The sequence below is a fragment of the Janthinobacterium sp. SUN211 genome (assembly GCF_030587315.1).
Classification (GTDB): Bacteria; Pseudomonadota; Gammaproteobacteria; order Burkholderiales; family Burkholderiaceae_D; genus Janthinobacterium; species Janthinobacterium kumbetense.
In genome coordinates, this window is sequence record NZ_JAPWIC010000002.1 from 744213 (window position 1) to 771115 (window position 26903).

A 26903-nucleotide genomic window follows, 5' to 3' on the forward strand; every position below is an offset into this window, starting at 1 on the left:
TTAATGGCCCGTTTTTTCATTGACCGCCCGATTTTTGCCTGGGTGGTCGCGATCGTCATCATGCTTGCCGGCGTGATTTCGATCCTCAGCCTGCCGATCGCGCAGTACCCGAGCATTGCTCCGCCGTCGATTTCGATCAGCGGCTCCTATCCTGGCGCCTCCGCCAAGACCGTGGAAGACGCCGTTACCCAGGTCATCGAACAAAAGATGAAGGGTATCGACGGCTTGCGCTACATGGCTTCGTCGAGCGATGCCACTGGCGGCATCAGCATCACGCTGACGTTTACCAGCGGCACCAATCCCGACATCGCCCAGGTGCAGGTACAGAACAAGCTGCAGCTGGCCACGCCACTGCTGCCGACGGCTGTCACGCAGCAAGGCTTGGTCGTGTCGAAAGCGACGAAGAACTTCCTGATGGTGTTCGGCTTCATTTCCGAAAACGGCAAGATGGACCAGACCGACTTGAGCGACTATGTGGCCGCCAACGTCGTCGATCCGCTGAGCCGCGTGCCCGGCGTGGGCGACGTGACATTGTTCGGTTCGCAGTACGCCATGCGTATCTGGCTCAATCCGGCCAAGCTGCAAAGCTTTAACCTGACCCCGGCGGACGTGATCACGGCCGTGCAGGCGCAGAATGCGGAAGTGTCGGCCGGTGAGCTGGGCGGCACGCCGTCCATCAAGGGCCAGCAGCTGAACGCGACCGTGTCGGCGCAAAGCCGTCTGCAAACGGTGGAGCAGTTCGGCGCCATCTTGTTGAAAACCACGACCAACGGCGCCATGGTGTACCTGAAGGACGTGGCCAGCATGGAACTGGGCCGCGAGAACTACAATACCGTGGCCCGCTACAACGGCCATGCGGCAACCGGCGTGGCGATCAAGCTGGCGACGGGCGCCAACGCGCTCGATACGGCCAATGCGGCGAAAGCCATGCTGGGCAACCTGAGCAAGCAATTCCCTGAAGGCATGAGCTATCAGGTGGCGTTCGACACGACCCCGTTCGTGAAACTGTCCATCGAAGAAGTGGTCAAGACCCTGGTCGAAGCGGTGATCCTGGTGTTCCTGGTGATGTATCTGTTCCTGCAGAACTTCCGCGCCACCCTGATCCCGACCATGGCCGTGCCGGTCGTGCTGCTGGGTACCTTCGGTATCCTGAACGCGTTTGGCTATTCGATCAACACGCTGACCATGTTCGCCATGGTGCTGGCCATCGGTTTGCTGGTCGACGATGCCATCGTGGTGGTGGAAAACGTCGAGCGCGTGATGAGCGAAGAGGGCTTGTCGCCGCTGGAAGCGACGCGCAAGTCCATGACGCAGATCACGGGCGCGCTGGTCGGTATCGCCATGGTGCTGTCGGCCGTGTTCGTGCCGATGGCCTTCTTCGGCGGTTCGACGGGCGTGATTTACCGCCAGTTCTCAATCACCATCGTCTCGTCGATGGTGCTGTCCGTCGTCGTCGCGCTGGTGTTTACGCCAGCCCTGTGCGCCACCCTGCTCAAACCGGTCGAAAAAGGCCATCACGCGACGAACAAGGGCTTCTTCGGCTGGTTCAACCGCAGCTTCGATAGCAGCAGCAACAAGTACCAGGGCCTGGTCGGCAGCATGATCCGCCACCGCGCCCGTTCGATGCTGTTGTATGTGCTGTTGCTGGCCGGCCTGGTGTTCATCTTCATGCGCCTGCCGACCTCCTTCCTGCCGGAAGAAGACCAGGGCATCCTGTTTACGCAGATTCAATTGCCGACGGGCGCCACGCAAGAGCGCACCCTGAAAGTGATCGAACAGGTCGAAGACCACTTCATGAACAGCGAGAAAGATAACGTCGCTTCCGTGTTTGCCGTGGCCGGTTTCAGCTTCGGCGGTAACGGCCAGAATACGGGTATCGCTTTCGTGCGCCTGAAAGACTGGTCGCTGCGCAAGGACGTGGCGCAAAAAGCGCCGGCCGTGGCCGGTCGCGCCATGGGCAAGTTGTTGCAGATCAAGGATGCGATGGTGTTTACGTTTGCACCGCCTGCCGTGCTGGAACTGGGTAACGCCACCGGTTTCGACATGCAGCTGCAGGATATAGGCGGTGTCGGCCATGACGCCCTGATGGCGGCGCGTAACCAGTTGCTGGGCATGGCGTCGCAAAATCCGGCCATGGTGGGCGTGCGCCCGAACGGCCAGGAAGATACGCCGCAGTACAAGATCGACATCGACCAGCAGAAAGCCACCGCGCTGGGCTTGCAGATTTCGGAAATCAACCGCGTGCTGAGCGTCGGCTGGGGTAGTTCGTATGTGAACGACTTCCTCGACCGTGGCCGCGTGAAGAAAGTGTTCATCCAGGGTGACGCCAGTTCGCGCATGCTGCCGGAAGACTTGAACAAGTGGTTCGTGCGCAATACCGCTGGCCAGATGGTGCCGTTCTCGGCCTTCGCCACAGGCAAGTGGATTTACGCGTCGCCGCGCCTGGAACGCTACAACGGCTTGCCGTCGGTAGAGATCCTGGGTACGCCGGCGCCGGGCCAAAGCACGGGCGCCGCCATGAATGCGATGGAAGAAATGGTCGCCAAGCTGCCGCCTGGCATCGGCTTCAGCTGGACCGGCGTGTCGCTGGAAGAGCGCGAATCCGGTTCGCAGACGCCGCAGCTGTACGCGCTGTCCCTGCTGATCGTCTTCCTGTGCCTGGCCGCGCTGTATGAGAGCTGGTCGATTCCGTTCTCCGTGCTGCTGGTGGTACCGCTGGGCGTGATCGGCGCCGTGCTCGGTACGTGGATGTTCGGCCTGTCGAACGACGTGTACTTCCAGGTGGGCTTGCTCACGGTGGTGGGCCTGTCGGCGAAGAATGCGATTCTGATCGTCGAATTCGCCAAGGAAATGCAGGAATCGGGCATGTCGCTGCTGGACGCGACCTTGCATGCGGTGCGTCTGCGTCTGCGTCCGATTCTGATGACCTCGATTGCCTTCGGCCTGGGCGTGTTGCCACTGGCCATATCCAGCGGCGCCGGTTCCGGCAGCCAGAACGCCATCGGTATCGGCGTGCTGGGCGGTATGTTGACGGCCACGTTCCTCGGTATCTTCTTCGTGCCGGTGTTCTTCGTGCTGGTGCGCGGCTTCTTCTCGAAGCCGGACGCGCCCGCCACGCCGGCGACGCCTGGCTCGCCAGCCGTCACGCTTTCCAAGGATGCACATTAATATGAAAAAATCGCTACTCTCCATGGCGGCACTGGCCTTGCTGGCCGGTTGCAGCCTGGCCCCTACGTATGAGCGTCCGGCAGCGCCGGCGCCCACGGCGTGGCCGACGGGCCCTTCCTACAAGGCCGACACGGCCGCCGCCGACGCCAAGCCGGTGGCGGACGTCGCCTGGCGCGAGTTCTTTGCCGATGCGCGCCTGCGCCAGGTACTGGAACTGGCGCTGGCCAACAACCGCGACCTGCGCGTCTCGATCCTCAACATCGAGAAGGCGCGCGCCACCTACGGCATCGAACGCGCCGCGCTGATCCCGACCCTGTCGGCGTCCGGCGGCCAGACGGCCAGCCGCGTGCCGAAGAACGCCAGCGCCAACGGCGAAGCGTCCATCAACCGCCAGTACACGGCGAACCTGGGCGTGTCGGCTTACGAGCTGGACTTCTTCGGCCGCGTGCGCAGCCTGTCCGACAGTGCGCTGGAGCAATACCTGGGCACGGAAGAAGCCCGCCGCGCACAGCAGATCAGCCTGGTGGCCGAAGTGGCCAGCACCTATCTGAACCTGGTGGCCGACCAGCAGCGCCTGCGCGTGGCGCAGGACACCCTGAAGAGCCAGCAGTCGTCGTATGACCTGGCCGTGCGCCGCTTCAGTGCCGGTGCGACTTCCGGCCTGGACAAGTACGATGCCCAGACCAGCGTCGAGTCGGCCCGTTCCGACGTGGCCGTCTACACGAGCCAGGTTGCGCTGGATCAAAACGCGCTCGTCCTGCTGGTGGGCGGCCCCGTGCCGGCCGACTTGCTGCCGCAAGGCGAGTTCGGCACGGTGACGGCTTTGGCGGACATTCCGTCCGGCTTGCCGTCGGACGTGCTGCAACGCCGTCCCGACGTGCTGGCGGCCGAGCGCACCCTGCGCGCGGCCAATGCCAACATCGGCGCGGCGCGCGCGGCCTTCTTCCCGCGCATTTCGCTGACGGCGACGGCCGGCTCGCTGAGCGACAACCTGTCGGGCCTGTTCAAGGCGGGCAGCGGCACGTGGAGTTTCATTCCGCAGATCAGCTTGCCGATCTTCGATGGCGGCGTGAACCGCGCCAACCTCGATATCGCCAAGGTGCAGCGTGAAATCTCCGTGGCGCAATACGAAAAGGCGATCCAGGTCGCCTTCCGCGAAGTGTCCGATGCGCTGGCCCAGCGCGGCACCATCGACGAGCGCCTGCAATCGCAGGTCTCGCTGGTGGAGGCGTCGACGAAGAGCTACACTATCCACGACGCGCGCTACAAGCAGGGCGCCGAGTCCTACCTGAACGCCCTGGTGGCCCAGCGCGCGCTGTACACGGCGCAGCAAAGCCTGATCACGGCGCGTTTGGCCAAGTCGACCAACCTGGTGACCCTGTACAAGGTGCTGGGCGGCGGTTGGCAGCCTGAGCAGACAGCCGTCGCGGCGGCTGGCGGCGTCCAATAATCACGGGGACGCCGACGCCGGCCTTGCCCGCAAGGGCAGGGTCGGCGCGCTACTGGAAAATCATGAACCAAGTTGAAAAGAAGCATCCGGATCCCGAGCGCGCCAACACGCGGCGCAAGCAGGTGCTCGATGCGGCCGAAAGCTGTTTCAGCCGCCGCGGCTTCCACGGCGCCAGCATGGCCGAGATCTCGAAAGCGGCCGGCATGAGCGCGGGCCATATCTATAATTATTTTGACAGCAAGGATGCGATCATCGCCGCCTTCGTCATGCAGAATACGGAGCGGGTGTCGAACCTGATGCAGGACCTGGCGCAGCGCGAAGACCCGCTGCAGGCCGTGATCGACAATGCGGGCGAGCATGTGCTCGAAGCGCTGGACCCGAAAACGTGGATGATGCCGCTGGAAATCTTTGCCGAAGCATCGCGCAATCCGGTGATCGCCGACATGCTGCAATGCTCGGACCAGCGCTCGCGCCAGTTGTTTCTCTCCATCATCCGCGATGCGCGCATCAAGCGCGGCTTGCCGGCCGATGAAGAGATGCTGGAAGGCCGCCTGAATGCCCTCGTCGCCATTTACCAGGGCTTGCCCGTGCGCTTCATTCACAATCCGGACGTGAAAGTCGAGCCGCTGATCGCGGGCTTCCGCATCGTCCTGACGGCGCTGCTGCTGAACGAATAGGCCGCTTGCCAGGGCCATGCAAAAAAGTTTGCGCAGTTCGATATGAATCATGCGCAAAGCATGGCAAAAACCTAAAAGCCTCTGCTATAATTCCCACCTCGTCGGGGCGTAGCGCAGCCTGGTAGCGTACATGCATGGGGTGCATGGGGTCGGAAGTTCGAATCTTCTCGCCCCGACCATTAGATTCAAGGACTTAGGCCACTCTTCGGAGTGGCCTTTTTCTTTTTGCGCGCCGTCGCCATGACAGCATGCATCATCTGCTGTGCTTTTCATCTCCCGTTTCCACCCTCCTGTTCCCCGATTTTCGTCCCCTGTCGCGTAGTCAACCTGGCAATACTGCTTTGGCCTATGATGTGCTGGCACATGCACGTGCGAAGTTTCCCTTCATTCATCAACCATGAGGTGTCCATGATTCGCTATGTCTTGCCTGTCCTGTTGTTCGCCAGCGCACTGCCGGCGCACGCCCAAGCCCCTGCCAATGACACGCCGCTGATCGAGCGGGCGAAGCTGTTTGGCAATCCCAGCAAGTCCGGCGGGCGCATCAGCCCGGATGGCAAGTGGCTGTCGTGGATCGCGCCGCGCGACGGCGTGCTCAATGTGTGGGTGGCGCCGGCCAGCAATCCGGCGCAGGCGCGCCCGCTGACGGAAGAAAAGGTGCGTCCCATCCGCAGCAGTTTCTGGTCGCCCGATTCGAAAACCCTGCTGTTTATCCAGGATAAGGGCGGCGATGAAAACTTCCTGCTGTACGGCGTGAATGTCGTGAGCGGCAAGCAGGTCAGTTACACGCCGTTCGAGAAGACCCGCGTGCGCGTGATCCAGATCAGCAGCAAGGTGAAGGACCGTATCTTGATCGGCATCAATAACCGTGATGCGCGCTGGCATGACGTGTATAGCCTGGACCTGGCCAGCGGCAAGCTGACCCTGGTGGAGCAGAATGACGGCTATGGCGGCTACCTGGCCGATGAACTGCTCAATCTGCGCATCGCCAGCAAGGCGCGCGCCGACGGCGGCATGCAGTATTTCCGCATCACGGACGGCAAGGCCGAGAGCACGCCGCTGGCGGAAGTGGGTCTGGAAGATTCGCAGACGACGGCGCCGCTGGCCTTTACGGTCGATGGCAAGACCCTGTACTGGACCGATTCGCGCGGCCGCAATACCTCGGCGCTGCTGGCGCAGGACGTGGCCAGCGGCAAGACCACGGTGGTGGCGCAAGACCCGCGGGCCGACATTTCCGACGCACTGTACGACACGCGCACAGGCAAGGTGCAGGCGTATTCCGTTGACTATCTGCAGCACGAATACCTGCCGCTGACGGATGACCTGAAGGCCGACCTGGCCTTCCTGAAGAAGCATGCCAAGGGCCAGTTCAACGTGACGTCGCGCACGGACGCCGATGACAAATGGCTTGTGGGCGTCGATGCCGTCACGGCGCCGGCATCGAGCTGGCTGTACGACCGCAAGAGCAAAAAGCTCACGCAGCTGTATGTCACGCGGCCCGAGCTGGAAGGCGCGCCATTGGTGCCCATGTATCCGCAGCAAATCAAGGCGCGCGACGGCCTGACCCTGGTCTCCTATCTGACCTTGCCGCAGGCATCGAAGGCGGGCGCCGGCGGCGTGCCGTCGCAGGCGGTGCCGATGGTCCTGCTGGTGCATGGCGGCCCGTGGGCGCGCGATACCTATGGCTATAACAGCTACCATCAATGGCTGGCCAACCGCGGCTATGCGGTGCTGTCCGTGAATTACCGGGGCTCGACGGGCTTCGGCAAGCAATTCATCTCGGCCGGCGACCTGCAGTGGGGCCGCAAGATGCATGACGACTTGCTCGACGCAGTGCAATGGGCGGTGAAGAGCGGCGTGACGACAGCCGACAAGGTGGCCATCATGGGCGGCTCGTATGGCGGCTACGCCACCCTGGCCGGCATAGCGTTTACGCCGACGACGTTTGCCTGCGGCGTCGACATCGTCGGCCCGTCGAACCTGTTTACTTTGCTCCAAACCATTCCGCCGTACTGGGAAGCGGGCAAGCAGCAGTTCTACAAGCGCATGGGCGACCCGACCACGGAAGAGGGCAAGGCGCTGCTGAAGGAACGCTCGCCGCTGAACTTTGCGCAGAACATCCAGCGCCCGCTGCTGATCGGCCAGGGCGCGAACGACCCGCGCGTCAACGTGGCGGAATCGGACCAGATCGTGGCGGCCATGGCGGCGAAGAATATTCCCGTCACCTACGTGCTGTTCCCCGACGAAGGCCATGGCTTTGCCCGGCCCGTGAACAACATTGCCTTCAATGCGGTGACGGAAAACTTCCTGGGGCAATGCCTGGCGGGCCGCGCCGAGCCGATCGGCGCCACGCTGAAGGCGTCCACCGCGCAGGTCAAGCACGGCGCCGGGTTTGCGCCGGGGCTGGAAGAGGCGATGCGGTAGGCGGAGAATGCCGCGTGGCAGGCACTCACAGGCGGCCGGGACGGATGACCCTGGCCGCCGCATTGCCGCCGAGTGCGGTGGTGACGGCGTTCATGTCAAAAACTGTGTAAAAGCAGCAATGCTTCCATTAGAATAAATCATTGCTTCAATCACACAGCCCATGAAATGGAATGCCTGCAATGATGAATGTACTGACCCTGGAACACTTTGCCGCGCGCGTCAACGACACGTTTATCTCGGTCGGCGACGGGAATGCCGCCTTCATCCTGAAGGAGGCGCGCCCGTTGCCGTCGGCCACACTGGAAGGCCTGTTGCGGGCGCCGTTCAGCTTGTTATTCCATAACAGTTCCCCCATCCTCTTCAGCCAGAAAATCTTTCAGCTGCAGCATGATGCGTTTGGCGAGGTGGGTATCTTCCTGGTGCCGGTGGCGCGTGACAACCACGGCTTTCTGTATCAGGCCGTGTTCAACTGAGTATGCCGCTGATGCGGGGCAGGCAGGGCCAGGCGGAAGCCCGATGGCGCCGCCTGCCCGGGGCGTTCAAGTTTCAATCAAACGCAGGAAACTCGCCCTGCAGGGCGATGCAGAAATTTACCGCCAGCAGGGGCTGGCGATTTTCATGCGCCTGGCCGCCACCCGCGCTGCCGATGGTCAGTGGCGACAAGGTGACGTTCGGCGTTGCCGCGGGCACGAACGCGTTCGTGCCCGTGATGCTGGTCAGGCCATCGCCATTTTGCGGCACGTTGCGCTGCAGGGTGGCATTGGTCTGGCGGCTCAAGGTCAGTTGATGGGTATGGTTGGGAATCTCTGTGAGATTCAGCTGGACGGTATTGCTGCCGAACGTTTCGCCCATCACACGCTGCGTCAAGCCTGGCCCCTGGCCCTGGCTGCAGGGCGCGCGTCCGGTGAAGTTGGGCAACTGGAAGGTGTTGACCCCATCGCCGCCATATTGCGTGCCGATTAATGAAAACAGGGCGCTGAATTGCCTGATCTGCAGGGTGGCGCCATTACAGCTTGCCCACCCGGCAGGTGTGAAATTGAAGCCAAAGACTTGTATTTCGCCAAGATATGGTGATGTCACGGTAGGTTCTCCTGATCGATTTTATGGGCTGCGCTTGCGTGCTGGCTGTTATTGCTGGGATGGGAAAATGCCTGCCCATGCGATGCAAAACGAGGCGGTCAGGGTGGGCATGGTGTTGTCATGCGGCAAGCTGCTGCCTGCAGTGCCCGTTGCTGCGGGCGCCATGTCATAGGTCGTGAGGCCAGCCAGGCTGCTCGTGTACATCTTGTCGTTATTGACCGGTGCCGCCAGTTGTGCGCTGGTCCCTGGCGTGTTGCTCGTCGCCAGTGTGCTGATCGCACTGAAGACGTGCGTATGCGCAGGCATCTCGGTCGGCAGCAAGGTCACCGTTTCGCTGCCCCCTTTTTGCCCCATGACCCGGGGTGTCAGGCTAGGGCCGGTGCCCTGATGCAAGGGCACCTGGCCGCGCAGGTCGGGTACACCGAATGTATTGACGCCGTCGCCGCCATAGGTGGTGCCCAGCAGCGTATATAGCACCTCGTTATTGGCGATGGACTTCAGGCTGCCGTCGCAGGCGAACCAGCCTTGCGGTATGCGGGGAAAGGAAAACAGGCGGATCTCGCCGACATAAGGTGTAGTCATGACTTTGCTCCGTGGGAAGTGGCTGGCATGTTAGTTGCGCGATGGGAAGACGCCGTTCAGGGCGATATTGAAATTGAGTACCTGGAAGGGCTGCATATTGTTATGCGGCAGGCTGCCGCCTGTCTGGGCCAAGACCAGGTTGTTCAAGGGCACTTGCGGGCCTGCCGTGCCATAGATGGCTTCCGTGCCGCTGCCGCCATACAGGGTGTTGGTCGGATTCTTGGTGGTGCCTGGCGTGGTCAGCGCATTGGCCGCGTGCGTATGCGGTGGAATCTGACTCAGTGTCAAAGTGATAGCTTCCGCGCCGTTACGAGCACCGACTTGGTAGGGGACGGGTTGCCAGGAAGCGTCCACCGAACTGCCCGAGCCGACAGGGGTGCTGCCTTGCAAGTTTGGCAACGCAAAGTTGGTCGTGCCGTTCCCCCCGTAAAAGGTACCCAACAGGGCAAACAGTGCCTGATTCTGCGTAATTGGCAGCAATTGCCCGTTACATGCTGCAAATCCACGCGGTGCAAACGCAAATCCGCTCATCATGATTTGTCCCAAATACACTTCAGCCATCATCGTTCTCCCGCTGTTGGAATGTTATTGAATGTTAAGGAAATAATATTTTCCATTTGCAATCAATATTGTTTTTTGAAAAACCCTTTTTGTTATAGTTACTTTATTGAAAACTCGAGGTAGCATACGTTGTCGTATGGCAAGCGTCAACATCTGTTGGCTCTATGGAAGGGCCCTGAATGGGGATCGCTTGCAGCTTGAATCCATGGTTCTTTTTGACTAAAAAACTCTGTATTGGAGAAATCATGTTGCGTATTTGCAACGATATCGTCGCCCGTCCGGCACATTTTTTGTTCCTTGCTTTTGTCGCAGGAACTCGAAGGCCGGCAGCGGCTCGCCGGGTAGGCCTGGCATCAGCGTTTGGCCGTTTCCTGAATTGCTGCGTTACGCTGTGCCTGCTGATGCTGGCGCTTGGCGCAGGCCCGGCGCAGGCAGCCAACGGCGATCCGAGCACGAAATGTATTCCCAATCAGAGGAGTTTTACCGTCGCATCAGGCGACTCCTATGTCATCGATTTGTCTCTGTGTAGCTCATTTGGCCTGACGGACAATGGCGCGACTGCCCTGCACGGCACGATTACCGGTCTCGTCAATAACGGTACCGGTATTGCGACCTACATCAATAATGGCGACGGAGCGCTGTCCGACAGCTTTGTCCTGTGGGATGAAGACAGCAAGGCGGTGACTTTTACGGTGACCGTCCTGCCCCCTGCGGCTGCCTTCACCGTGACACCGGGCAGCATATCGGCGCCCGTGATCGGCGTGGCGTACAGCCAGGCGATGTCGTCGACCGGCGGTGTCGCGCCTTACAACTACGCGCTGGTGTCTGGTGCTTTGCCACCTGGCATCACTGTGTCGCCCAGCGGCGTGATTTCCGGTACCGTGACAGCGACCGGCGCCTATGTGTTCGGCATCAAGGTGACCGACTCGACCTCAGGCACGCCGCTGACCGTCACCAAGAATTACTCCGTCTCGATCGCCGTGCCCACCCTGTCCATCACGCCCACGGTGCTGGCGGCAGGCGGATTGTCGGTGCCCTACAGCCAGCAGATGTCGACCGCCAATGGCACTGGGCCCTTTGCGTATGTGGTGGAATCGGGCAGCCTGCCGGCGGGAATCACCCTGTCGGGCAGCGGCTTGCTCTCGGGCACGCCCGGTGCCTTGGGCACCTACAACTTTGTGATGAAATCGACGGACAGCACTGGCGGCAATGGACCATATAACACGTCCAGAAGCTATTCCCTGGTGATCAACGCCCAGCCGCCGCCTACGATCACCGGTGTGTCGCCTGCGCTCGGTCCGGTTAGCGGCGGCACCGCCGTCACCATTACCGGTACCGGCTTTACCGGCGCAACGGCACTCAAATTCGGCAGCAGCAATGGCCTCAGCGTTACCGTGGTCAATTCCACGACAATCACCGCCACGTCGCCCTCCGGCACCGGTGTCGTGAACGTATTCGTCACGACGCCAGGCGGCACCAACGCCGCCGATCCGTCAAACCAGTTCACCTATGTTCCGGCGCCAGCGATCACCAGTATTTCGCCGACGGCGGGCCCAGGCGGTGGCGGCACCACGGTCACCATCAACGGCTCGAACTTTACCGGCGCGACAGCAGTGACCTTCGGCGCCACGGCGGCGACCGGCTACACGGTCAACAGCGCCACGCAGATCACGGCGACGGCGCCAGCCGGCACGGGCACGGTGGATGTGCGCGTCACGACAGCCGGCGGCACCAGCGCCACCAGCGCGAACGACCAGTACACCTTTGTGGCGTTGCCAACAGTGACGAGCATTTCGCCTACTGCGGGGCCGGCAGGCGGCGGCGCCACGGTCGTCATCAGTGGCACGAACTTTTCCACCACGACGGCGGTGACCTTCGGCGCCACGGCGGCGACCGGCTACACGGTCAACAGCGCCACGCAGATCACGGCGACGGCGCCAGCCGGCACGGGCACGGTGGACGTGCGCATCACGACGGTCGGCGGCACCAGCGCCACCAGCGCGGCGGATCAATTCACCTACGTGGCAGCACCGGTGGTGAGCAGCATTTCGCCCACTTCCGGCCCGGCTGTTGGCGGCTCCACGGTCACCATCAGCGGCACGAATTTCAGTGGCGCGACGGCGGTGAGATTCGGCGCTACTGCCGCCATCGGCTTTACGGTCAACAGCGCCACGCAGATCACGGCGACGGCGCCAGCCGGCACGGGCACGGTGGATGTGCGCGTGACCACGTCGGGCGGCACCAGCGCCACCAGCGCGGCTGATCAATTTACCTACGTGGCGGTGCCGACGGTGACGAGCCTGTCGCCTACTGCTGGCCCTATCGCAGGCGGTAGCACGGTCACCATCAGCGGCACGAATTTCAGTGGCGCGACGGCGGTGACCTTTGGCGGCACGGCAGCGATTGGCTTTACCGTCAACAGCGCCACGCAGATCACGGCCACGGCGCCAGCCGGTTCCGGCACGGTGGACGTGCGCGTGACGACGGTCGGCGGCACCAGCGCCACCAGCGCAGCGGACCAATTTACCTATGTGGTTGTACCGGTGGTGAGCAGCATTTCGCCTACGGCCGGTCCGGCTGCCGGCGGCACCACGGTCACCATCAGCGGCACGAATTTCAGTGGCGCGACGGCGGTGACCTTCGGCGCCACGGCAGCGATTGGCTTTACCGTCAACAGCGCCACGCAGATCACGGCGACGGCGCCAGCTGGCGCGGGCACGGTGGACGTGCGCATCACCACCATCGGCGGCACCAGCGCCACCAGCGCGAACGACCAGTTCACGTACGTGGCAGCACCGGTGGTGAGCAGCATTTCGCCCACCACCGGCCCGGCTGCTGGCGGTACCACGGTCACCATCAGCGGCACGAATTTCAGTGGCGCGACGGCGGTGACGTTCGGTGGCTCGGCCGCCTCCGGCTTTACCGTCAACAGCGCCACGCAGATCACGGCGACGGCACCAGCCGGCACGGGCACGGTAGACGTGCGCGTGACGACGGCCGGCGGCACCAGCGCCACCAGCGTGAACGACCAGTTCACCTATGTGGGCGCACCGGTGGTGAGCAGCATTTCGCCCACGGCCGGCCCGGCTACTGGCGGCACCACGGTCACCATCAGCGGCACGGGTTTTGGCAGTGCGACGGCAGTGACGTTCGGCGGCACGGCAGCGACGGGCTTTACTGTCAATAGCGCTACGCAGATCACGGCCACGGCGCCAGCCGGCACGGGCACGGTGGACGTGCGTATCACCACCATCGGCGGCACCAGCGCCACCGGCCCTGCGGACCAATTTACGTACGTGGCAGCACCGGCGGTGAGCAGCATTTCGCCCACGGCCGGCCCGGCTACCGGCGGCACCACGGTCACCATCAGCGGCACGAATTTCAGTGGCGCGACGGCGGTGACCTTCGGCGCCACGGCGGCGACGGGCTTTACGGTCAACAGCGCCACGCAGATCACGGCGACGGCACCAGCCGGCACAGGCACGGTGGACGTGCGCGTCACCACCACCGGTGGCACCAGCGCCACCAGCGTGAATGACCAGTTCACGTATGTGGGCGCACCGGTGGTGAGCAGCATTTCACCCACGGCCGGCGCGGCTGCCGGCGGCACCACGGTTACCATCAGCGGCACGAATTTCAGTAGCGCGACGGCAGTGACGTTCGGTGGCTCGGCCGCCTCCGGCTTTACTGTCAACAGCGCCACGCAGATCACGGCGACGGCGCCAGCCGGTTCCGGCACGGTGGACGTGCGCGTCACCACCACCGGCGGCACCAGTGCCACCAGCGTGAACGACCAGTTCACCTATGTGGGCGCACCAGTGGTGAGCAGTATTTCGCCCACGGCCGGTCCCGCCGCGGGGGGCACCACGGTCACCATCAGCGGCACGGGTTTTGGCAGCGCGACGGCGGTGACGTTCGGCGGTACGGCAGCGACGGACTTTACCGTCAACAGCGCCACGCAGATCACGGCGACGGCGCCAGCCGGCACGGGCACGGTGGATGTGCGCGTCACGACTATCGGCGGCACCAGCGCCACCAGCGCGGCGGATCAATTTACGTACGTGGCCGCACCGGTGGTGAGCAGCATTTCGCCCACGTCCGGCCCGGCTACTGGCGGCACCACGGTTACCATCAGCGGCACGAATTTCAGTGGCGCGACGGCGGTGACCTTCGGCGCCACGGCGGCGACGGGCTTCACGGTCAACAGCGCCACGCAGATCACGGCCACGGCGCCAGCCGGCATGGGCACGGTGGACGTGCGCGTCACCACCATCGGCGGCACCAGCGCCACCAACGCGAACGACCAGTTCACGTATGTGGGCGCACCGGTGGTGAGCGGTATTTCCCCGGCCTCCGGTCCAACGACGGGCGGCAGCAGTGTCGTTATCAGCGGCGCGGGCCTTGGCGGCGCGACGGCAGTGACCTTTGGCGGTGCGGCGGCGACGAGTTTCACCGTCAACGGCGCCACGCAGATCACGGCCACGGCGCCAGCTGGTGCCGGCACGGTGGACGTGCGCGTCACCACCGTCGGTGGCACGAGCGCCACCAGCGCGGCGGACCAGTTCACGTATGTGGTGGCGCCGGCAGTCAGCGGCATTTCACCTGCCTTCGGCCCCATCGCCGGCGGCACCAGCGTGGTCATCACCGGTACCGGCTTTACAGGTGCCACGGCAGTGCGATTCGGCGGCGCCAATGCCGGCAGCTTTGTCGTCAACGGCGCCACGCAGATCACGGCCACGAGTCCATCAGGCAGCTTGGGCGTGGTGGACGTGAAGGTGACCACGGTTGGCGGCACAAGCGCCAGCGGTGCGGCGGACCAATTTACGTATATTCCGACCGGTGTCATCACGTTTGCGACACCGACCGCGGCATCCGTTCCATTGGGCAATAACTTCAGCAATGCGGCGACATCCAGCCTGGCGGGCGGCAGTTATGGCGCCTTGAGCTATGCCAGCTCGAACGCGGGCGTGGCGACTGTCAGCGGCACCGGCGTCATCACTCCAGTCAGCGCCGGCACCAGCACCATCACCGCGACGCAAGCCGCGGTCGCTGGGGTCAATGCCCAGGCGACGCAAACGTATACCTTGACCGTGACCTCGGCCATCGGCGTCACCCCGGCCAGCTTGCCGGGGGCAACCGTTGCCACCGCGTACAGCCAGCAACTGACGGCCAGCGGCGGTGTCGGTCCGTACACGTTCGCGATCACGGGCAGCCTGCCTGCCGGCATGAGCTCGAACGCCAGCGGCGTATTGAGCGGCACGCCCACGGCGGCTGGCGATTTTGCGCTGGTGGTACAAGTGACGGATTCGCGTCAATTCACGGGAGCGAAGAGCTACACGCTGTCCGTCGCTTCGGCGGTACTGACGCTGAACCCGGCCAGTTTGCCCAATCCGACGGCGGAAGCGGCCTACAGCACGACCCTGGCGGGGACGGGCGGCACGGCGCCGTACAGCTATGCCGTGGTCGGCACCTTGCCCGTGGGCCTGAGCCTGAATACGGCTACGGGCGTGCTGTCCGGCACGACGAATGCGGCGGGCAGTTTCCCGTTCAGCATCAAGGTCACCGACAGCAGCACGGGCGTGGGGGCACCATTCAGCCTCAGCAAAAACTACACGCTGACGGTAGCTGCTCCCACCCTGACCCTGACGCCGGCCAGCCTGGCGGCGATCCGCGCGGGCGACGCGTATAGCCAGCCATTCACGGCGGCCGGCGGCGTTGCGCCTTACGTGTACTCCCTGAGCAGCGGCGCCTTGCCGGCCGGCCTGGCGCTCGATGCGGCGACCGGCATCGTCAGCGGCACGCCGACCGTGGCGGGCAGCTTCGCCTTCACCTTGCAGGCGAAGGACGCGCACCAGTTCACGGTGCAGCAAGCGCTGACCCTGCAGGTGAACCAGGCGCCGCCGCCGGTGCCCAATGAAACGGCGACCACCTCGGCCAACCAGGAGGTGAGCCTGACCATCGCTTCCACGGATGGCAGCCCGATCACGGACGTGACCATCGTCACGCCGCCGCAGCACGGGCGCGTCACGGTGGTCTCGAGCGGTGCCTCGGCGCGCATGGCGCGCGCCGCCGTCGGCGCAAGTTTCAAGGTGACGTATGTGCCGAATGCCAACTACTTCGGTCCTGACAGCTTCAGCTACACGGCGACGGGTCCAGGCGGCACCTCCGCGCCGGCCACGGTCAGCGTGACGGTGGCGCCGCAGCCGGTGCCGGTGCCTGTCGCCAAGACGGCGACGGTATTGGCCGGCACACCGGTGACCCTGCAGGTGACGCAGGGCGCCACCGGCGGCCCGTTCACGGCCGTGGCCATCACCACGCAGCCGGCCAGCGGCACGGCAGTCGTCAATGGCATGGACATCGTCTACACGCCAGGCATCAACACCAGCGGCGACATCAGCATCGGCTACACCGTGTCGAACGTGTTCGGCACCTCGGCGCCGGTGAAAGCGACCATCAGCGTCAATCCGATGCCGCAGGTGGTCAGCCAGAGCGCTACGGTGGTGGCGGGCCTGACGGTGACGGTCGACCTGACGGCGGGCGCCACGGGCGGCCCGTTCACGGCGGCCAATGTGCTGAGCGTGGCGCCGGCCGAGGCGGGCAAGGTGGTGGTGCGCGACGTGGGCACGGCCGGCAAGCCGTCGTACCAGCTGAGCTTTGCGGCTTCGGGCAAGTTTGCCGGCGCGGCCGTCGTCAGCTACACCCTGAGCAATGCCTTTGCCACCTCGAAGCCGGGCGTGGTCAACGTCACCGTCACGGCGCGGCGCGACCCGTCGCTCGATCCGGAAGTGATCGGCTTGCAAGCGGCGCAAGCCGATGCGGCGCGGCGCTTCGCCACGGCGCAGCTGTCGAACTTCACGCAGCGCCTGGAAAGCCTGCATGGCGATGGCTGGGGACGGTCGAACTTTGGCCTGAGCCTGACGCCGCCGAACGACAGCGGCAATCCGACGGCGGCGCTGGCGCGCTGGCAAGAGCAGGAAGCGGACCGCGTGTTCGGCACGGCCGTGAAACCGTTCATGCGCAAGGCGTCCCTGCGCCAGCCCGATGCCGGTTTCAGCAGCGATAAGGCGGTGGGCGGCACGGATGTCAGCCAGGCAACGAATGGCTTGCCGGACATGCCGCAGAAGCCGGACACGCAGAAGCAGGCGCTGTCGCTGTGGCTCGGTGGCGCGGTCGATTTCGGCCAGCACTATGTGAATGGCCGCGACACGGGCTTCCGCTTCCGCACGAATGGCGTGAGCGTGGGTGGCGATTACCGCTTGAGCGACCTGGCGACCCTGGGCGTGGGTGCCGGTTTCAGCCATGACCGCAGCGATGTGGGCCAGAACGGCAGCCGCAGCACGGCCGATAGCGCCGTGGCGGCCGTGTATGGCAGCCTGCGTCCGAGCAAGGGCGTCTTCCTTGACGGCGTGCTCGGCTACGGTACCCTGCAATACGACGCCTCGCGCTATTTGACCGATGGCAGCGGTTTCGCCACGGGCGAACGCGACGGCAAGCAAGTGTTCGGCGCGTTGGTGGGCGGTATCGAGATGCGTCAGGAAACCTGGATGTGGTCGCCGTATGGCCGCGTGGAACTGATGTCGGCCAAGCTCGATCCGTACACGGAGAAGGCGGCGGGCATCAACGCCCTGAGCTACTTCAAGCAAACGGTGCGTTCGCGCATCGGCGCGCTGGGCGTGCGGGCCGAGGGTATCTATGTCGGTGGTCTGGGCACGTGGTTCCCGCGCGCGCGGCTCGAGTACCGCCACCAGTTCCAGGGCGCCGATGATGCGCGCCTGGCGTATGCCGACCTGGTGGCTGACGGTCCCGTGTACGTGATCCGCACGGTGCCGCAACAGACGGGCAACTGGACGGCGGGCCTGGGCGTCAAGCTGCTGCTGTCGAACGGCATGACCATCACGCTGGACTACAACAGCAATCTGAACATCGATAGCGGACGTACCCAGTCGGTGATGTTCGGTATCGCCATGCCGCTCAAGTAATCAATCAGCCGTCAAGCTAGTCCTGATCGCCGGCCCGGAGTCCATCCGGTCCGGCGATTTTTTTTGTCACAGCGACCAAGGATGGTCTTCTGCGCCGGCGACGATGCCGCCCAGCACGGCCTGGTCGCGCTCCGCGTGGCTCTGGCGCAGGAACACGGGCAGGTCGGCAGCCAGGCGGGCGAAACGGGCATCGCGGCACAGGGGGGCTGCGCCCAGCGCCCGCGTGGCCAGGTGCAAGATCAGGGTGGCGGCATCTTCCGTTGCCAGGCGCAGGCGCAGGGCCAGTCCCATGGCGTCGCGTTGCGGGTGCTGGTCGATTTCGGCGGCGCCTTCGCGCAGCAGGGCGCCGGTGGCGCGCAAGACGCAATCGATTTGTCCCAGCTGCGCCAGGCGGACGGGGTCGGGGGCGGCGTGTTGCGCGCGTGCATGCAGGTGGCTGGCGACGGCGCAGGCCGCGCCATACCAGGCGGCCGCGCTGCCCGCGCTGCCATGCCAGTAGCCGGGCCGCTGCAGATAGGCGCCCGGCGCGCCCACGGGAAAGGCGCGCGCGGCAGAAAAAGTCACGTCGACGCTGGCGCAGGCATGCATGCCGACGGCTTGCCAGCCTTCGTCCGTGACGTGCACGCCGGGCTGCGACAGGGTCACCGACGCCAGGCAAGCCTGGCCAGCGTCGTTCCAGCAGCTGATCAAAGCATGGCTGAGGCCCTGTGCCCCGGCACACCATGCCTTGCGTCCGTCGAGTACATGGCGGCCCTCGGCCGTCTGCCGCAAGCGGACGCGCGCGCCCGGCAGGTCCGCGCACCAGACGCCCCAGCTGCTGCCGGACGGCACGCCGGAGCCGCCGATTTCCGCCAGGATGGCGAGCGCATCGGTATGGCCTTCATACAGCTTGAGCAGGGAGAGGTCGACGGCGGCGATGGCGGCCAGCATTTGCCAGCGCTGCAGGGTGGCGCCGTGGCCGGGCAGGGGCAGCTGGTCCAGTCCCGCGTCGCGCAAGCGCCGCAAGCCTTCGATGGGGTGGAAAGCGCTGTCCTGGGGCTGCAGCAGGGCGTCCAGTGCAGCGTGGGAGGGCAGGGGAAAGGCATGGTGTGACATGGCAAGCTCCTGTTTTTCTACAGGATAGCTTTTTATTTTTGCAATGTCTGTTTGATTTTACACAGACTCCCGTTCACGCTTGCGAGTCCATGAAGCGGCGGGCGAGAAGATGCGCCGTGGCAACTGCAGGGCCGGGCGGCCCCGCAGCTGATCACGCGCTTATTTTTTCACGTAGTGCACGTCCAGGACATACACGCCCTTTTTCGGGTCCAGCACCACCGAGTACAGGTCGTTGCCGTGCAAGGACAGGCCGCCGGGGACGCTCGGCGCCGGCAGCATGCCTTCATCCCACATGCACGATTCGCCATTATCCACGTTGACGCACCATTGCTGTTTGCCATCGCGCAATACATATTGCACGGTGGCGCCGCTGCGCTGGAAGGTATAGGCCGGCACCGACGAGGTGAACTTGTCGACGCGCAAGTTCGTTGCCGCGGCGTTTTCCGCCAGCTTGATCAGCATGTCGGCTGTACCGTCCGGCTTGCCGGTGATTTTCGCGCTCATGCCGTCCGTCGCGACCACGGGGCCGGTGCAATCGGCCTTGAAGTAGGTTTCGCCGGTCGGCGTCAGTTCCAGCGAACCGCTGCCGTCGCTCTTGAGCGCGATGACGAGCAGTTGACGGTCGTGATTGTCGCACGCCGATTGCCACGTGCCGAGATATGCGGCCAGTGGCGAGGTGGAACCGGAATCGCCGGCAAGCTGCTGCGCCGAACTACCGCCACCGCCGCCACCGCAGCCGGTCAGGAGTGCCGCGGCCGAGCCGGCCAATACTGCCAATAATTTTTTCATTCAGAGTCCTTTTTATCCGGCAGCGGTGCGTGCCGTCAACGCGGCCTGATTATAGGATTATTAATAGGAAGGAATTCTCACCGAATCTATCGATGATTTGATTTGGATCATGTCGCGGCAATGCGCTGAAATGATTTGCGGGACTGAAGGGGGGATGTGGTGTAACTGGTGCGCATTGCGCCGCTCACGCGGCGCAATGGCTGATTATTGGCTGATTACTGAGTGATTTATTGTTTTACATAGTGCATATCGAGCACATAAGCACCGTCTTTTTGCATCACGGTAAACAATTCGTTACCGCGCAAATAAAAGCCGCCGTTGCCACTTACTGCCTGTTGTATGCCGGTATCCGGGATGTCCGTGGTGTTGCCACTGCCATCGGTGATGCGCCAACGGGGTTTGCCATCGACCAGCACCGTGGTGACGGCCGGGCCCGTAATCTGGATGGTGTGGGCTGGCAGCGACGATACGACCTTGTCGATGCGGATGTCCGTGGCAGGGCTGTCCGCCGTCAGCTTGAGCTGGATATTGCCTGCGCCATCCGGCGTCGCGGTAATCTTTTCACTCGTGGTTTCCGTAAATTGCACGGGGCCGCTGCAATCGGCAGTGCTGAAAGTTTCATCGTAGGTCGATATTTCCAGGGCGCCGCTGCCATCGTTCTTGAGGGCGACGACGAGGCGCTGGCGGAAAGAGTCGTTACAAGCGGGTGTCCAGGTGCCAACATAGGCGGCCAGTGCGGGAGGCGGCGGAGGTGCGACCACCACTGGCGGGGGCGCTACCACCACTGGCGGGACCGCTACGTCTGCATTGCCGTTAGCACTACCGTTAGCATTACCATTAGCGCTACTGTTTCCGCCACCACCGCAACCAGTCAATACCACTGTGCCCGATACCATTAATAAAGCCAATACTTTTTTCATCCGTGATTCCTGTAAATCTTCAACCGGCTGGAAGCGTGCCGGATACGCGGCGATATTATAAAGTACATGCGTATCTTATTTTTCTGAAATCTGAAATTGGCCGCAATGCCTGCATTGAAAATGGTCATCGGATAAATTCCGGCAGGAGCGGTTGACCATTTTCCTGGTGCTGACGTGGCGGGAAATAAAGGAAGGTAATCTCAGGTGCGGCCATTCAATGGCGTCGAGGAGAAACAGGCGGGTGCCGCGCCGAATCCGGCGCGAGGCAGGTATTGATATGGCCGTTTATGAAATTCGTGCCGGCGCCTGAATCTGGCGCCGGCCGCAGCCGGAAATGGCCGGCTTAAAACTCTTCCCAGTCATCGCCTGCCGGCGCCTTGGCCGGCGCATGCTGTGCCGCTTGCGGCTTGGCAACATTCAGGCGTTTGGCTGGCGCGGCTGTCTTGGGCGTCACGGCGCGCGGCGCGGCTGGCGCTGCAGCCGGCGTTGCCTGGCGCGCCTGCTCGCCCAGTTTGAACACGCTGACCACCTCGGCCAGATGGCTGGCCTGGTCTTGCAGGCTTTCGGCGGCCGCCGCCGCTTCCTCGACGAGGGCCGCGTTTTGCTGCGTCACGCCATCCATCTGTGCCAGCGCCTGGTTGACCTGGGCGATGCCGTCGCTTTGCTCGGTGGTGGCGACGCTGATGTCGGCCATGATGGCGGTGACCTTGCGCACGCTGTCGACCACCTGCTCCATGGTGGCGCCTGCTTCATCGACGAGCTTGCTTCCGGCGGCCACCTTGCCCACGGAATCGTCGATCAGCAGCTTGATTTCCTTGGCCGCCGCTGCGGAGCGCTGCGCCAGGTTGCGCACTTCCGTGGCGACGACGGCGAAACCGCGGCCCTGTTCGCCCGCGCGCGCCGCTTCCACGGCCGCGTTCAGCGCCAGGATATTCGTCTGGAAGGCAATGCCGTCGATGACGCTGATGATGTCGACGATCTTGTTTGACGAGTCATTGATCGACGTCATGGTTTCTATGACTTTGCCGACCACTTCGCCGCTCTTCTGTGCCACACTCGATGCGGAAGCAGCCAGTTGATTCGCCTGGCGCGCATGGTCGGCATTTTCCTTGACGGTGCCCGTCAGTTCTTCCACGGAGGCGGCCGTCTCTTCCAGCGAGCTGGCTTGCTGTTCCGTGCGGGCCGACAGGTCGTTATTGCCTTGCGCAATTTCCGCGCTGGCGCGTGCCACGTTGTCGGCACTGGCTTGCACTTGCAGCAGCACGGCGTGGATCTTTTCCACGAAGGCGTTGAAACCCTTGCCGATGACGGCCAGCTCGTCGGTGCCCTTGACTTCCAGCTTGACGCGCAGGTCGGCGTCGCCGCTGGACAGGTCCGTCATGGTGCGGCCCAGAGTGCGCAGGGGGCGTGTCAGCTGGTTGACGACGAGGATCAAAATGCCGGCCGTGGCTGCCGCGCACAGCAGGGCAACGATCAGCGTGTAGACCATCAGGTTGCGCGCCGAGGCGGTGGCCACGCTTTTCGGGAAATTCAGTTCCACGCTCCATGGCGCGATGTCGGGGTGGATCTGCAGCGGCTGCAGCAAGTGGATGTAGCCCTTGTCGTCCTCGTATTCATACGCCTGGCCCTGGCGCACCTTTTCCAGGCCGGCGGCCGGCACGTCGTCCGCCTTCTTGCCCAGTCGTGCAGGCTCGGGGTGGCTGGCGTACAGGCCGCCGTTCGAGATCAGGGCCAGCTTACCGCCCTCGATCACTTTCAGGTCGGCGAGGATTTTCGCCAGGCGCGTGAGCATGAAGTCGGCGCTGGCCGTGCCCTTGAAGCTGCCGTCGATCATGATGGGCGCCACCAGCGAAGCCATCAGCACATCCTTGCCGTCGACGGGATAGATATACGGTTCCGTAAAGTAAGTCTTGCCGGTGCGCTTGGGCACGTCGTACCAGTCGTTGGCGCCCGCTTTCGGGTCGAAGACGATGGGTTCGACTTGCAGCTTGCCGCCGGCGCCCCGTGTCCAGTAAGGCATGAAGCGGCCGCTGGCGTCGTAGTTCGGTTTCTGGTTGGCAAACTCCGCATCCTTGCCGTCGAGTGCGTTCGGCTCCCACGTCACGGCCGAGCCCAGCAAGTCTTCCGAGCTGGTCAACGTCGCCTTGGTCAGTTCATTGATCTGGTCGCGCTGCAGGGGCAAATTCGCGCCCTTGGTGCCGCGCATGGCGCCGGCCAGGCTGGAAACGCTCGACAGGTTGCTGGCGATGCGCGCCTGCAGCGCACCGGCCACTTCGCGTGCAGACGTGCGCGCCAGTTCCAAAGCGGCCGCCTCGGCGCTGGCGCTGCTCTTGTAGCCGATCACGGCCGCCGTGACGCCGAGGCTGAGGATGGCGAGCGCGGTGGCGGCGACGCAGATTTTACTGTTCAGTGATAGTTGCATGAGGCTGTTCCTTGATGGGGAGGGGTATCGGTGTCTCGGGCGTCGCGGGTAGCGCGCCTAGAAAGTCTTGCTGACGGCCAGCACGAAGGTGGCCGCGGCCGGGTTCGAGGTGTCGAACTGGCCGGCCGCATTCGGGATGCCCAGCGTGTAATGGTCGTAGGCGTCGGTGGCGCCCCAGGCGCGCGTCACGGCGCCACTCAGGCTCCAGCCGCCGTCGAAGGCCCGCGTGACGCCCACCTTGGCATCGCGCCAGTTCCACATGGCATTGCCCGTGCCCGCCACGCGGCCATTGCCGGCGTGCAGGTTCAAGGTCCAGGCATTGCCCAGGTCGACATTCGCGCCCACGTCCAGGTAGCCCGTGCCGCGCGCATGCGTGATGCCGAAGAAGTCCCGCGTGACGGTATGGTTGTATTTGGCGTACAGCATGCGGTAGGTCAGGCCCAGCGACAGTTCGCCATAGTCGTACCTGACGCCTGTGGCGCGGTACACGGCGCCCGGATACTTGTAGTAATACGTGAGCACGCTGTAACCCAGCTCGCCCGCCGTGCCGCCGTAGCCGCCGTACAGGTCCCATTCGACGCTTGCATCCTGGATATAGCGGTCGCTGACGGTGGAAGCCCAGGTGCCCAGCGACCAGCCGCTCGGGTGCGCGTAGTCGACGCCCGCCTGCAGGGCCGGCTTGCCCCAGGTCTGGCGGAAGCCGCGCGAAATGTATTGCGAAGTGAGGCTGGCATTGGCGCTGAAGGTGGCGCCAGTGTTGTCCGTGGTTTGGGCTTGCACGGGCAGGGCGGCTGCCAGCAGGAAGGCGCAGCCCAGCAAGGATGATCCGGGGAAATGGTGGTGCGATGGCATGGCAGTCAGCTCCGTATTTGCCGGCAGCGGCCGTCCAGGCGCGTTGCCCTGATGGTTGCAATAAAAATGCGGAATGGACTTTTGTGAAGGCAAGGCGAGGCCGCTTGCATGCTCGCCTGAACATGCACACATTCTCACCAAACGTAACTGAAAGGATAGGGGCTAGGGCTAGTGGAAGTCAATAAAGTTGCGCTACGGAAATCGTAAGTTGTTGTTTCCTGGCACTTTTTCATGCTCCTGTCACATTTCCGGCCTGCCCCGACTGGCGGCCTGTTGCAAACCGGCCAGCAAGCCTGGCAGGGCCGCATGCAAGGCTTGCAGGCTGTCGGCGTCCAGCCCGGCCTGCATTTCCACCCGGCCCGAGGGCTGGCTCCAGACGACCTGTGCGCTGAGCCGGGCGCCGGCGTCGAGTCCTGTGACGCTGACCAGCAGCGCGACTTCTTCCGGCGCATCCTCGGGCACGTCCGCGAGCAGGCAGGAAATGCCGAAATGATAATCCTGGAAGGCGCTGGCTGTGCCGCTGGAAAAGGCGAAGACGGAAGCGAGCACCTGCGGCGCGGCGGCCGCCAGTGACGGCAGGGCGGCGCGAAACAGGGGCAGCAAGTCGTTTTCCAGCTGCTGTACCAGCGGATGAGTGTGGCTAAGGACGGTCATGGGCGGACGAAAGGAGTGGCGGCGCGCGATGGTAGCAGTTTTCGCCGCCGCCGGGGGCCATCGTCAGGCGGCGTAGCGGCTGGCCATGCTGGCGATGGTGCTTCTCATCTGTTCGCGCAGCGCGGCGGGCGCCAGCACTTCCACGCCATCGCCCAGGCCCAGCAGCCACCATTGCAGTTCGCGCGTGCTGGGCACGGTGGCGGTCAGGTGCAGCGAACCGTCGGCGCGTTCCTGCAATTGCTGGTCCGCGCTCAGCGGCGTCTCGTACAGGTGCTCGCCGCTGCGGCGGGCAAACACGGCTTCAAGCTGCAGCGGTTCGCCCTCGCGGATGCCCATGGCGCCGGAGGCGATATACGCATCGATGTCGAAGCCTGGCTGCGCGCGCGCGGCAAGGAAGAGCATTTCCGCCTGTTGCACGCGGTGCAGGACCAGGGTGCGCACGTCATTGTAGTCGGCGAACAGGCAGACCAGGTAGAGCAACTGGCCCCGCTGCACGATGGCCAGCGGATGGACGGCGTCATAGCTGACGAGGTTGTCATTGTCGCGCTTCTTGTAGCTGAGCTTGAGCTGGCGGTTCTGCATCAGCGCTTCATACACGGTGCGCTGGCAAGCTTCGTCGATGTCGGGCGCCAGCAGCCGCTGCATGGGGGCGATGACGCGTATCTTGCTCAGCCAGGCGGACGCGTTGGCACGCTCGCTGGCCGCGTTCAGGGTCTGGCGTGCCGCGCTGAAATATGGCTGCATGCTGTCCAGGGTGGATGGCGGCAACGCATGGCGCATGTGCTGTTCCATCAGGGCCAGGGTCAGTGCGGCAGGCGTCGACAGGCCCGGCATGTCCATGCGCGCCGCATTTTCCATCCAGCACCAGCCAAACGGCTTGCTGTCGGCTGGATTGGTCAGCGGGAAAATCTCGGCCAGGTCCAGCAAGTCGCGCTGGATCGTGCGCACGCCGATGGCGAAGTCGATGGCCTTGAGCTTGTCGTGCAATTGGGCCACGGTGATGGTGCGTGGCGCCTGCGGTATCAGGCGCAGCATTTGCCATTGGCGCATGATGGTGGAAGGGCGGGACGCGGGTGCAGACATGATGATTCCGTTCTATTCAGTGGCATGATGTGTACTGACAAGTACACAAGTTAACGAATGGTAACATTGATTCGATGGCAATTACAGGGTATCCAGCCTGGCTGCCCTGACGCAATTGCGCCCCGCGTGCTTGGCCTGGTACAGCAGGCGGTCGGCAGCGGCGACCAGGGCGGCGGCGCCGGGCGCCCGGCTGCCGGGCGCGCACGCGAGGGAGGCGACGCCGAAGCTGGCCGTCGTGCCGATGTGCTGCGCCAGGCCGTCGCGCAGGCGTTCGGCCAGGCGCACGCCGCCAGCCAGGTCCGTTTCGGGCAGGATCAGCAGGAACTCCTCGCCGCCGTGGCGCACCACGCTGTCGATGCCGCGGCGCGTGGCGTTGCCGAGCAGGCTGGCAAAGGTGCGCAGCACGGCATCGCCTGCGGCGTGGCCGTGGGCGTCGTTGATGCGCTTGAAGTGGTCGAGATCGCACAGGATGGCCGTCAGGCACAGGCCATGGCGTTGTGAGCGCGCCAGTTCGGCGCCCAGCAAGTGCTCGTCGAGGTAGCGGCGGTTGTAGCAGCCGGTCAGGTGGTCGCGCACCGCCTGTTCCGTGAGGACGGCGTGTTGCAGGGCGTGCGCGCGGTGCTGGCGCTGCTGGCCATGGCTGGCGCAGAGGCCGGTCAGGTTGAGCAGCAGCAAGGTGGCGGCGTTGCCGGCCTGAAAGTCATCCTGCAGGCCCAGCCAGGCCAGGCTCGCCGCAATGGCCAGGCCGGCGCCGCCCAGCAGGTGCCGCGTGATGCCCGCATAGGGTGCGGCGAGCAGGATGCAAAAGGCGGTCGCATGCCAATCGGCGTCGGCCTCGCGCAAGGCATAGCAGAGCAGGAACACGAGCAGGTCCAGCGCCAGCAGCGCGGTGCCGGCGGCGGCGCGGCCAGGCTGTGCGGCAGGTGCGCGCACGGCCCGCAGCAGCATGGCCAGGATGAGCAGGCAGCACGCCAGGGCCAGCGGCCAGCCGGCGGGCGGCAGCAGCGCGGCGGCAAAGGCGGCGCTGGCGCCGGCATGCAGCGCCAGCAAGGGAAGCGGCGCCGGCTTGCGGATATCGTCAATTGCGTGATGCAAATGCATGGAAACCTGTCGGATAGCGAATCGGGACCCCATTCTTGCCCGGCCCTGCGACAAGCCACGACGCGTTGC

The 26903-nt window shown here is 64.1% G+C and carries 17 protein-coding genes, 1 tRNA gene and 1 pseudogene; 7 read left to right on the forward strand and 12 right to left on the reverse strand.

Translation table 11 applies throughout. The features are described 5' to 3' along the window. The first annotated feature begins 3 nt into the window (after positions 1 to 3). The 6 genes from O3301_RS09075 to O3301_RS09100 all read left to right on the forward strand — a co-directional run bounded on the left by O3301_RS09075 (position 4) and on the right by O3301_RS09100 (position 8189). Positions 4 to 3168, forward strand: coding sequence for an efflux RND transporter permease subunit (locus O3301_RS09075; RefSeq protein ID WP_289916605.1), 3165 nt, complete (start codon positions 4 to 6; stop codon positions 3166 to 3168). A 1-nt stretch (position 3169) separates the two neighbouring features. Then, positions 3170 to 4618, forward strand: a complete 1449-nt coding sequence (adeC, locus tag O3301_RS09080; protein WP_305056181.1) for an AdeC/AdeK/OprM family multidrug efflux complex outer membrane factor — start codon at positions 3170 to 3172, stop codon at positions 4616 to 4618. Between the two features lie 62 nt (positions 4619 to 4680). Further along, on the forward strand, positions 4681 to 5295 hold the full coding sequence (locus O3301_RS09085) for a TetR/AcrR family transcriptional regulator (protein ID WP_289916603.1): 615 nt from the start codon (positions 4681 to 4683) through the stop codon (positions 5293 to 5295). Between the two features lie 102 nt (positions 5296 to 5397). Beyond that, positions 5398 to 5474: transfer RNA gene (locus O3301_RS09090), tRNA-Pro, on the forward strand. A gap of 229 nt (positions 5475 to 5703) precedes the next feature. After that, positions 5704 to 7716, forward strand: coding sequence for a S9 family peptidase (locus O3301_RS09095; protein ID WP_305056182.1), 2013 nt, complete (start codon positions 5704 to 5706; stop codon positions 7714 to 7716). A gap of 179 nt (positions 7717 to 7895) precedes the next feature. After that, the gene (locus tag O3301_RS09100) at positions 7896 to 8189 is read left to right on the forward strand and encodes a hypothetical protein (RefSeq protein WP_226941017.1); all 294 of its coding nucleotides are present in this window, start codon (positions 7896 to 7898) and stop codon (positions 8187 to 8189) included. Between the two features lie 73 nt (positions 8190 to 8262). Here O3301_RS09100 and O3301_RS09105 read toward each other — a convergent pair whose 3' ends face one another. The 4 genes and pseudogenes from O3301_RS09105 to O3301_RS09120 all read right to left on the reverse strand — a co-directional run. Continuing rightward, complete coding sequence (locus tag O3301_RS09105) at positions 8263 to 8796, reverse strand: tail fiber protein (RefSeq protein WP_251350470.1); 534 nt, start codon at positions 8794 to 8796, stop codon at positions 8263 to 8265. A 48-nt stretch (positions 8797 to 8844) separates the two neighbouring features. Then, positions 8845 to 9378, reverse strand: coding sequence for a phage tail protein (locus O3301_RS09110; protein ID WP_305056183.1), 534 nt, complete (start codon positions 9376 to 9378; stop codon positions 8845 to 8847). Positions 9379 to 9408: 30 nt separating this feature from the next. Beyond that, positions 9409 to 9666: a phage tail protein gene (locus O3301_RS09115; protein ID WP_257219084.1), complete on the reverse strand. Its 258-nt coding sequence runs from the start codon at positions 9664 to 9666 to the stop codon at positions 9409 to 9411. 144 nt (positions 9667 to 9810) lie between these two features. Beyond that, positions 9811 to 9942 (reverse strand): annotated as a pseudogene (locus tag O3301_RS09120) (phage tail protein); the annotation flags it as partial. Between the two features lie 512 nt (positions 9943 to 10454). On the opposite strand from O3301_RS09120, the gene O3301_RS09125 reads away from it, so the two are divergent. Further along, positions 10455 to 17918 carry an IPT/TIG domain-containing protein gene (locus O3301_RS09125; RefSeq protein ID WP_305056184.1) on the forward strand — a complete coding sequence of 2488 codons (7464 nt, stop codon included), beginning with the start codon at positions 10455 to 10457 and terminating at the stop codon, positions 17916 to 17918. A gap of 66 nt (positions 17919 to 17984) precedes the next feature. Here the strand turns inward: O3301_RS09125 and O3301_RS09130 are convergent, their stop codons facing one another. The 8 genes from O3301_RS09130 to O3301_RS09165 all read right to left on the reverse strand — a co-directional run bounded on the left by O3301_RS09130 (position 17985) and on the right by O3301_RS09165 (position 26834). Continuing rightward, the gene (locus tag O3301_RS09130) at positions 17985 to 19013 is read right to left on the reverse strand and encodes an acyl-CoA dehydrogenase (protein ID WP_305056185.1); all 1029 of its coding nucleotides are present in this window, start codon (positions 19011 to 19013) and stop codon (positions 17985 to 17987) included. 159 nt (positions 19014 to 19172) lie between these two features. Then, positions 19173 to 19802, reverse strand: a complete 630-nt coding sequence (locus O3301_RS09135; RefSeq protein WP_305056186.1) for a hypothetical protein — start codon at positions 19800 to 19802, stop codon at positions 19173 to 19175. A 227-nt stretch (positions 19803 to 20029) separates the two neighbouring features. Further along, positions 20030 to 20722, reverse strand: coding sequence for a hypothetical protein (locus O3301_RS09140; protein WP_305056187.1), 693 nt, complete (start codon positions 20720 to 20722; stop codon positions 20030 to 20032). 343 nt (positions 20723 to 21065) lie between these two features. Beyond that, complete coding sequence (locus O3301_RS09145) at positions 21066 to 23144, reverse strand: methyl-accepting chemotaxis protein (protein ID WP_305056188.1); 2079 nt, start codon at positions 23142 to 23144, stop codon at positions 21066 to 21068. A 57-nt stretch (positions 23145 to 23201) separates the two neighbouring features. Beyond that, positions 23202 to 23996: a TorF family putative porin gene (locus tag O3301_RS09150; RefSeq protein ID WP_305056189.1), complete on the reverse strand. Its 795-nt coding sequence runs from the start codon at positions 23994 to 23996 to the stop codon at positions 23202 to 23204. A 240-nt stretch (positions 23997 to 24236) separates the two neighbouring features. Further along, positions 24237 to 24650 (reverse strand): hypothetical protein, encoded by a 414-nt coding sequence (locus O3301_RS09155; RefSeq protein ID WP_305056190.1) that lies wholly within the window; start codon positions 24648 to 24650, stop codon positions 24237 to 24239. Positions 24651 to 24713: 63 nt separating this feature from the next. Beyond that, a complete protein-coding gene (locus O3301_RS09160) occupies positions 24714 to 25733 on the reverse strand; it encodes a YafY family protein (RefSeq protein WP_305056191.1) in 1020 nt (339 codons plus the stop codon). 81 nt (positions 25734 to 25814) lie between these two features. Beyond that, on the reverse strand, positions 25815 to 26834 hold the full coding sequence (locus O3301_RS09165) for a GGDEF domain-containing protein (RefSeq protein ID WP_305056192.1): 1020 nt from the start codon (positions 26832 to 26834) through the stop codon (positions 25815 to 25817). Positions 26835 to 26903: the final 69 nt, after the last annotated feature.

Excerpts from the sequence above, each read along its gene's own strand:
- O3301_RS09165 (WP_305056192.1), bottom strand. The coding sequence starts at position 26,834 with ATGCATTTGCATCACGCAATTGACGATATCCGCAAGCCGGCGCCGCTT.
- adeC (WP_305056181.1), top strand. The coding sequence starts at position 3,170 with ATGAAAAAATCGCTACTCTCCATGGCGGCACTGGCCTTGCTGGCCGGT.
- O3301_RS09100 (WP_226941017.1), top strand. The coding sequence starts at position 7,896 with ATGATGAATGTACTGACCCTGGAACACTTTGCCGCGCGCGTCAACGAC.
- O3301_RS09145 (WP_305056188.1), bottom strand. The coding sequence starts at position 23,144 with ATGCAACTATCACTGAACAGTAAAATCTGCGTCGCCGCCACCGCGCTC.
- O3301_RS09085 (WP_289916603.1), top strand. The coding sequence starts at position 4,681 with ATGAACCAAGTTGAAAAGAAGCATCCGGATCCCGAGCGCGCCAACACG.
- O3301_RS09135 (WP_305056186.1), bottom strand. The coding sequence starts at position 19,802 with ATGAAAAAATTATTGGCAGTATTGGCCGGCTCGGCCGCGGCACTCCTG.
- O3301_RS09075 (WP_289916605.1), top strand. The coding sequence starts at position 4 with ATGGCCCGTTTTTTCATTGACCGCCCGATTTTTGCCTGGGTGGTCGCG.
- O3301_RS09140 (WP_305056187.1), bottom strand. The coding sequence starts at position 20,722 with ATGAAAAAAGTATTGGCTTTATTAATGGTATCGGGCACAGTGGTATTG.
- O3301_RS09095 (WP_305056182.1), top strand. The coding sequence starts at position 5,704 with ATGATTCGCTATGTCTTGCCTGTCCTGTTGTTCGCCAGCGCACTGCCG.
- O3301_RS09130 (WP_305056185.1), bottom strand. The coding sequence starts at position 19,013 with ATGTCACACCATGCCTTTCCCCTGCCCTCCCACGCTGCACTGGACGCC.
- O3301_RS09155 (WP_305056190.1), bottom strand. The coding sequence starts at position 24,650 with ATGACCGTCCTTAGCCACACTCATCCGCTGGTACAGCAGCTGGAAAAC.
- O3301_RS09110 (WP_305056183.1), bottom strand. The coding sequence starts at position 9,378 with ATGACTACACCTTATGTCGGCGAGATCCGCCTGTTTTCCTTTCCCCGC.
- O3301_RS09150 (WP_305056189.1), bottom strand. The coding sequence starts at position 23,996 with ATGCCATCGCACCACCATTTCCCCGGATCATCCTTGCTGGGCTGCGCC.
- O3301_RS09160 (WP_305056191.1), bottom strand. The coding sequence starts at position 25,733 with ATGTCTGCACCCGCGTCCCGCCCTTCCACCATCATGCGCCAATGGCAA.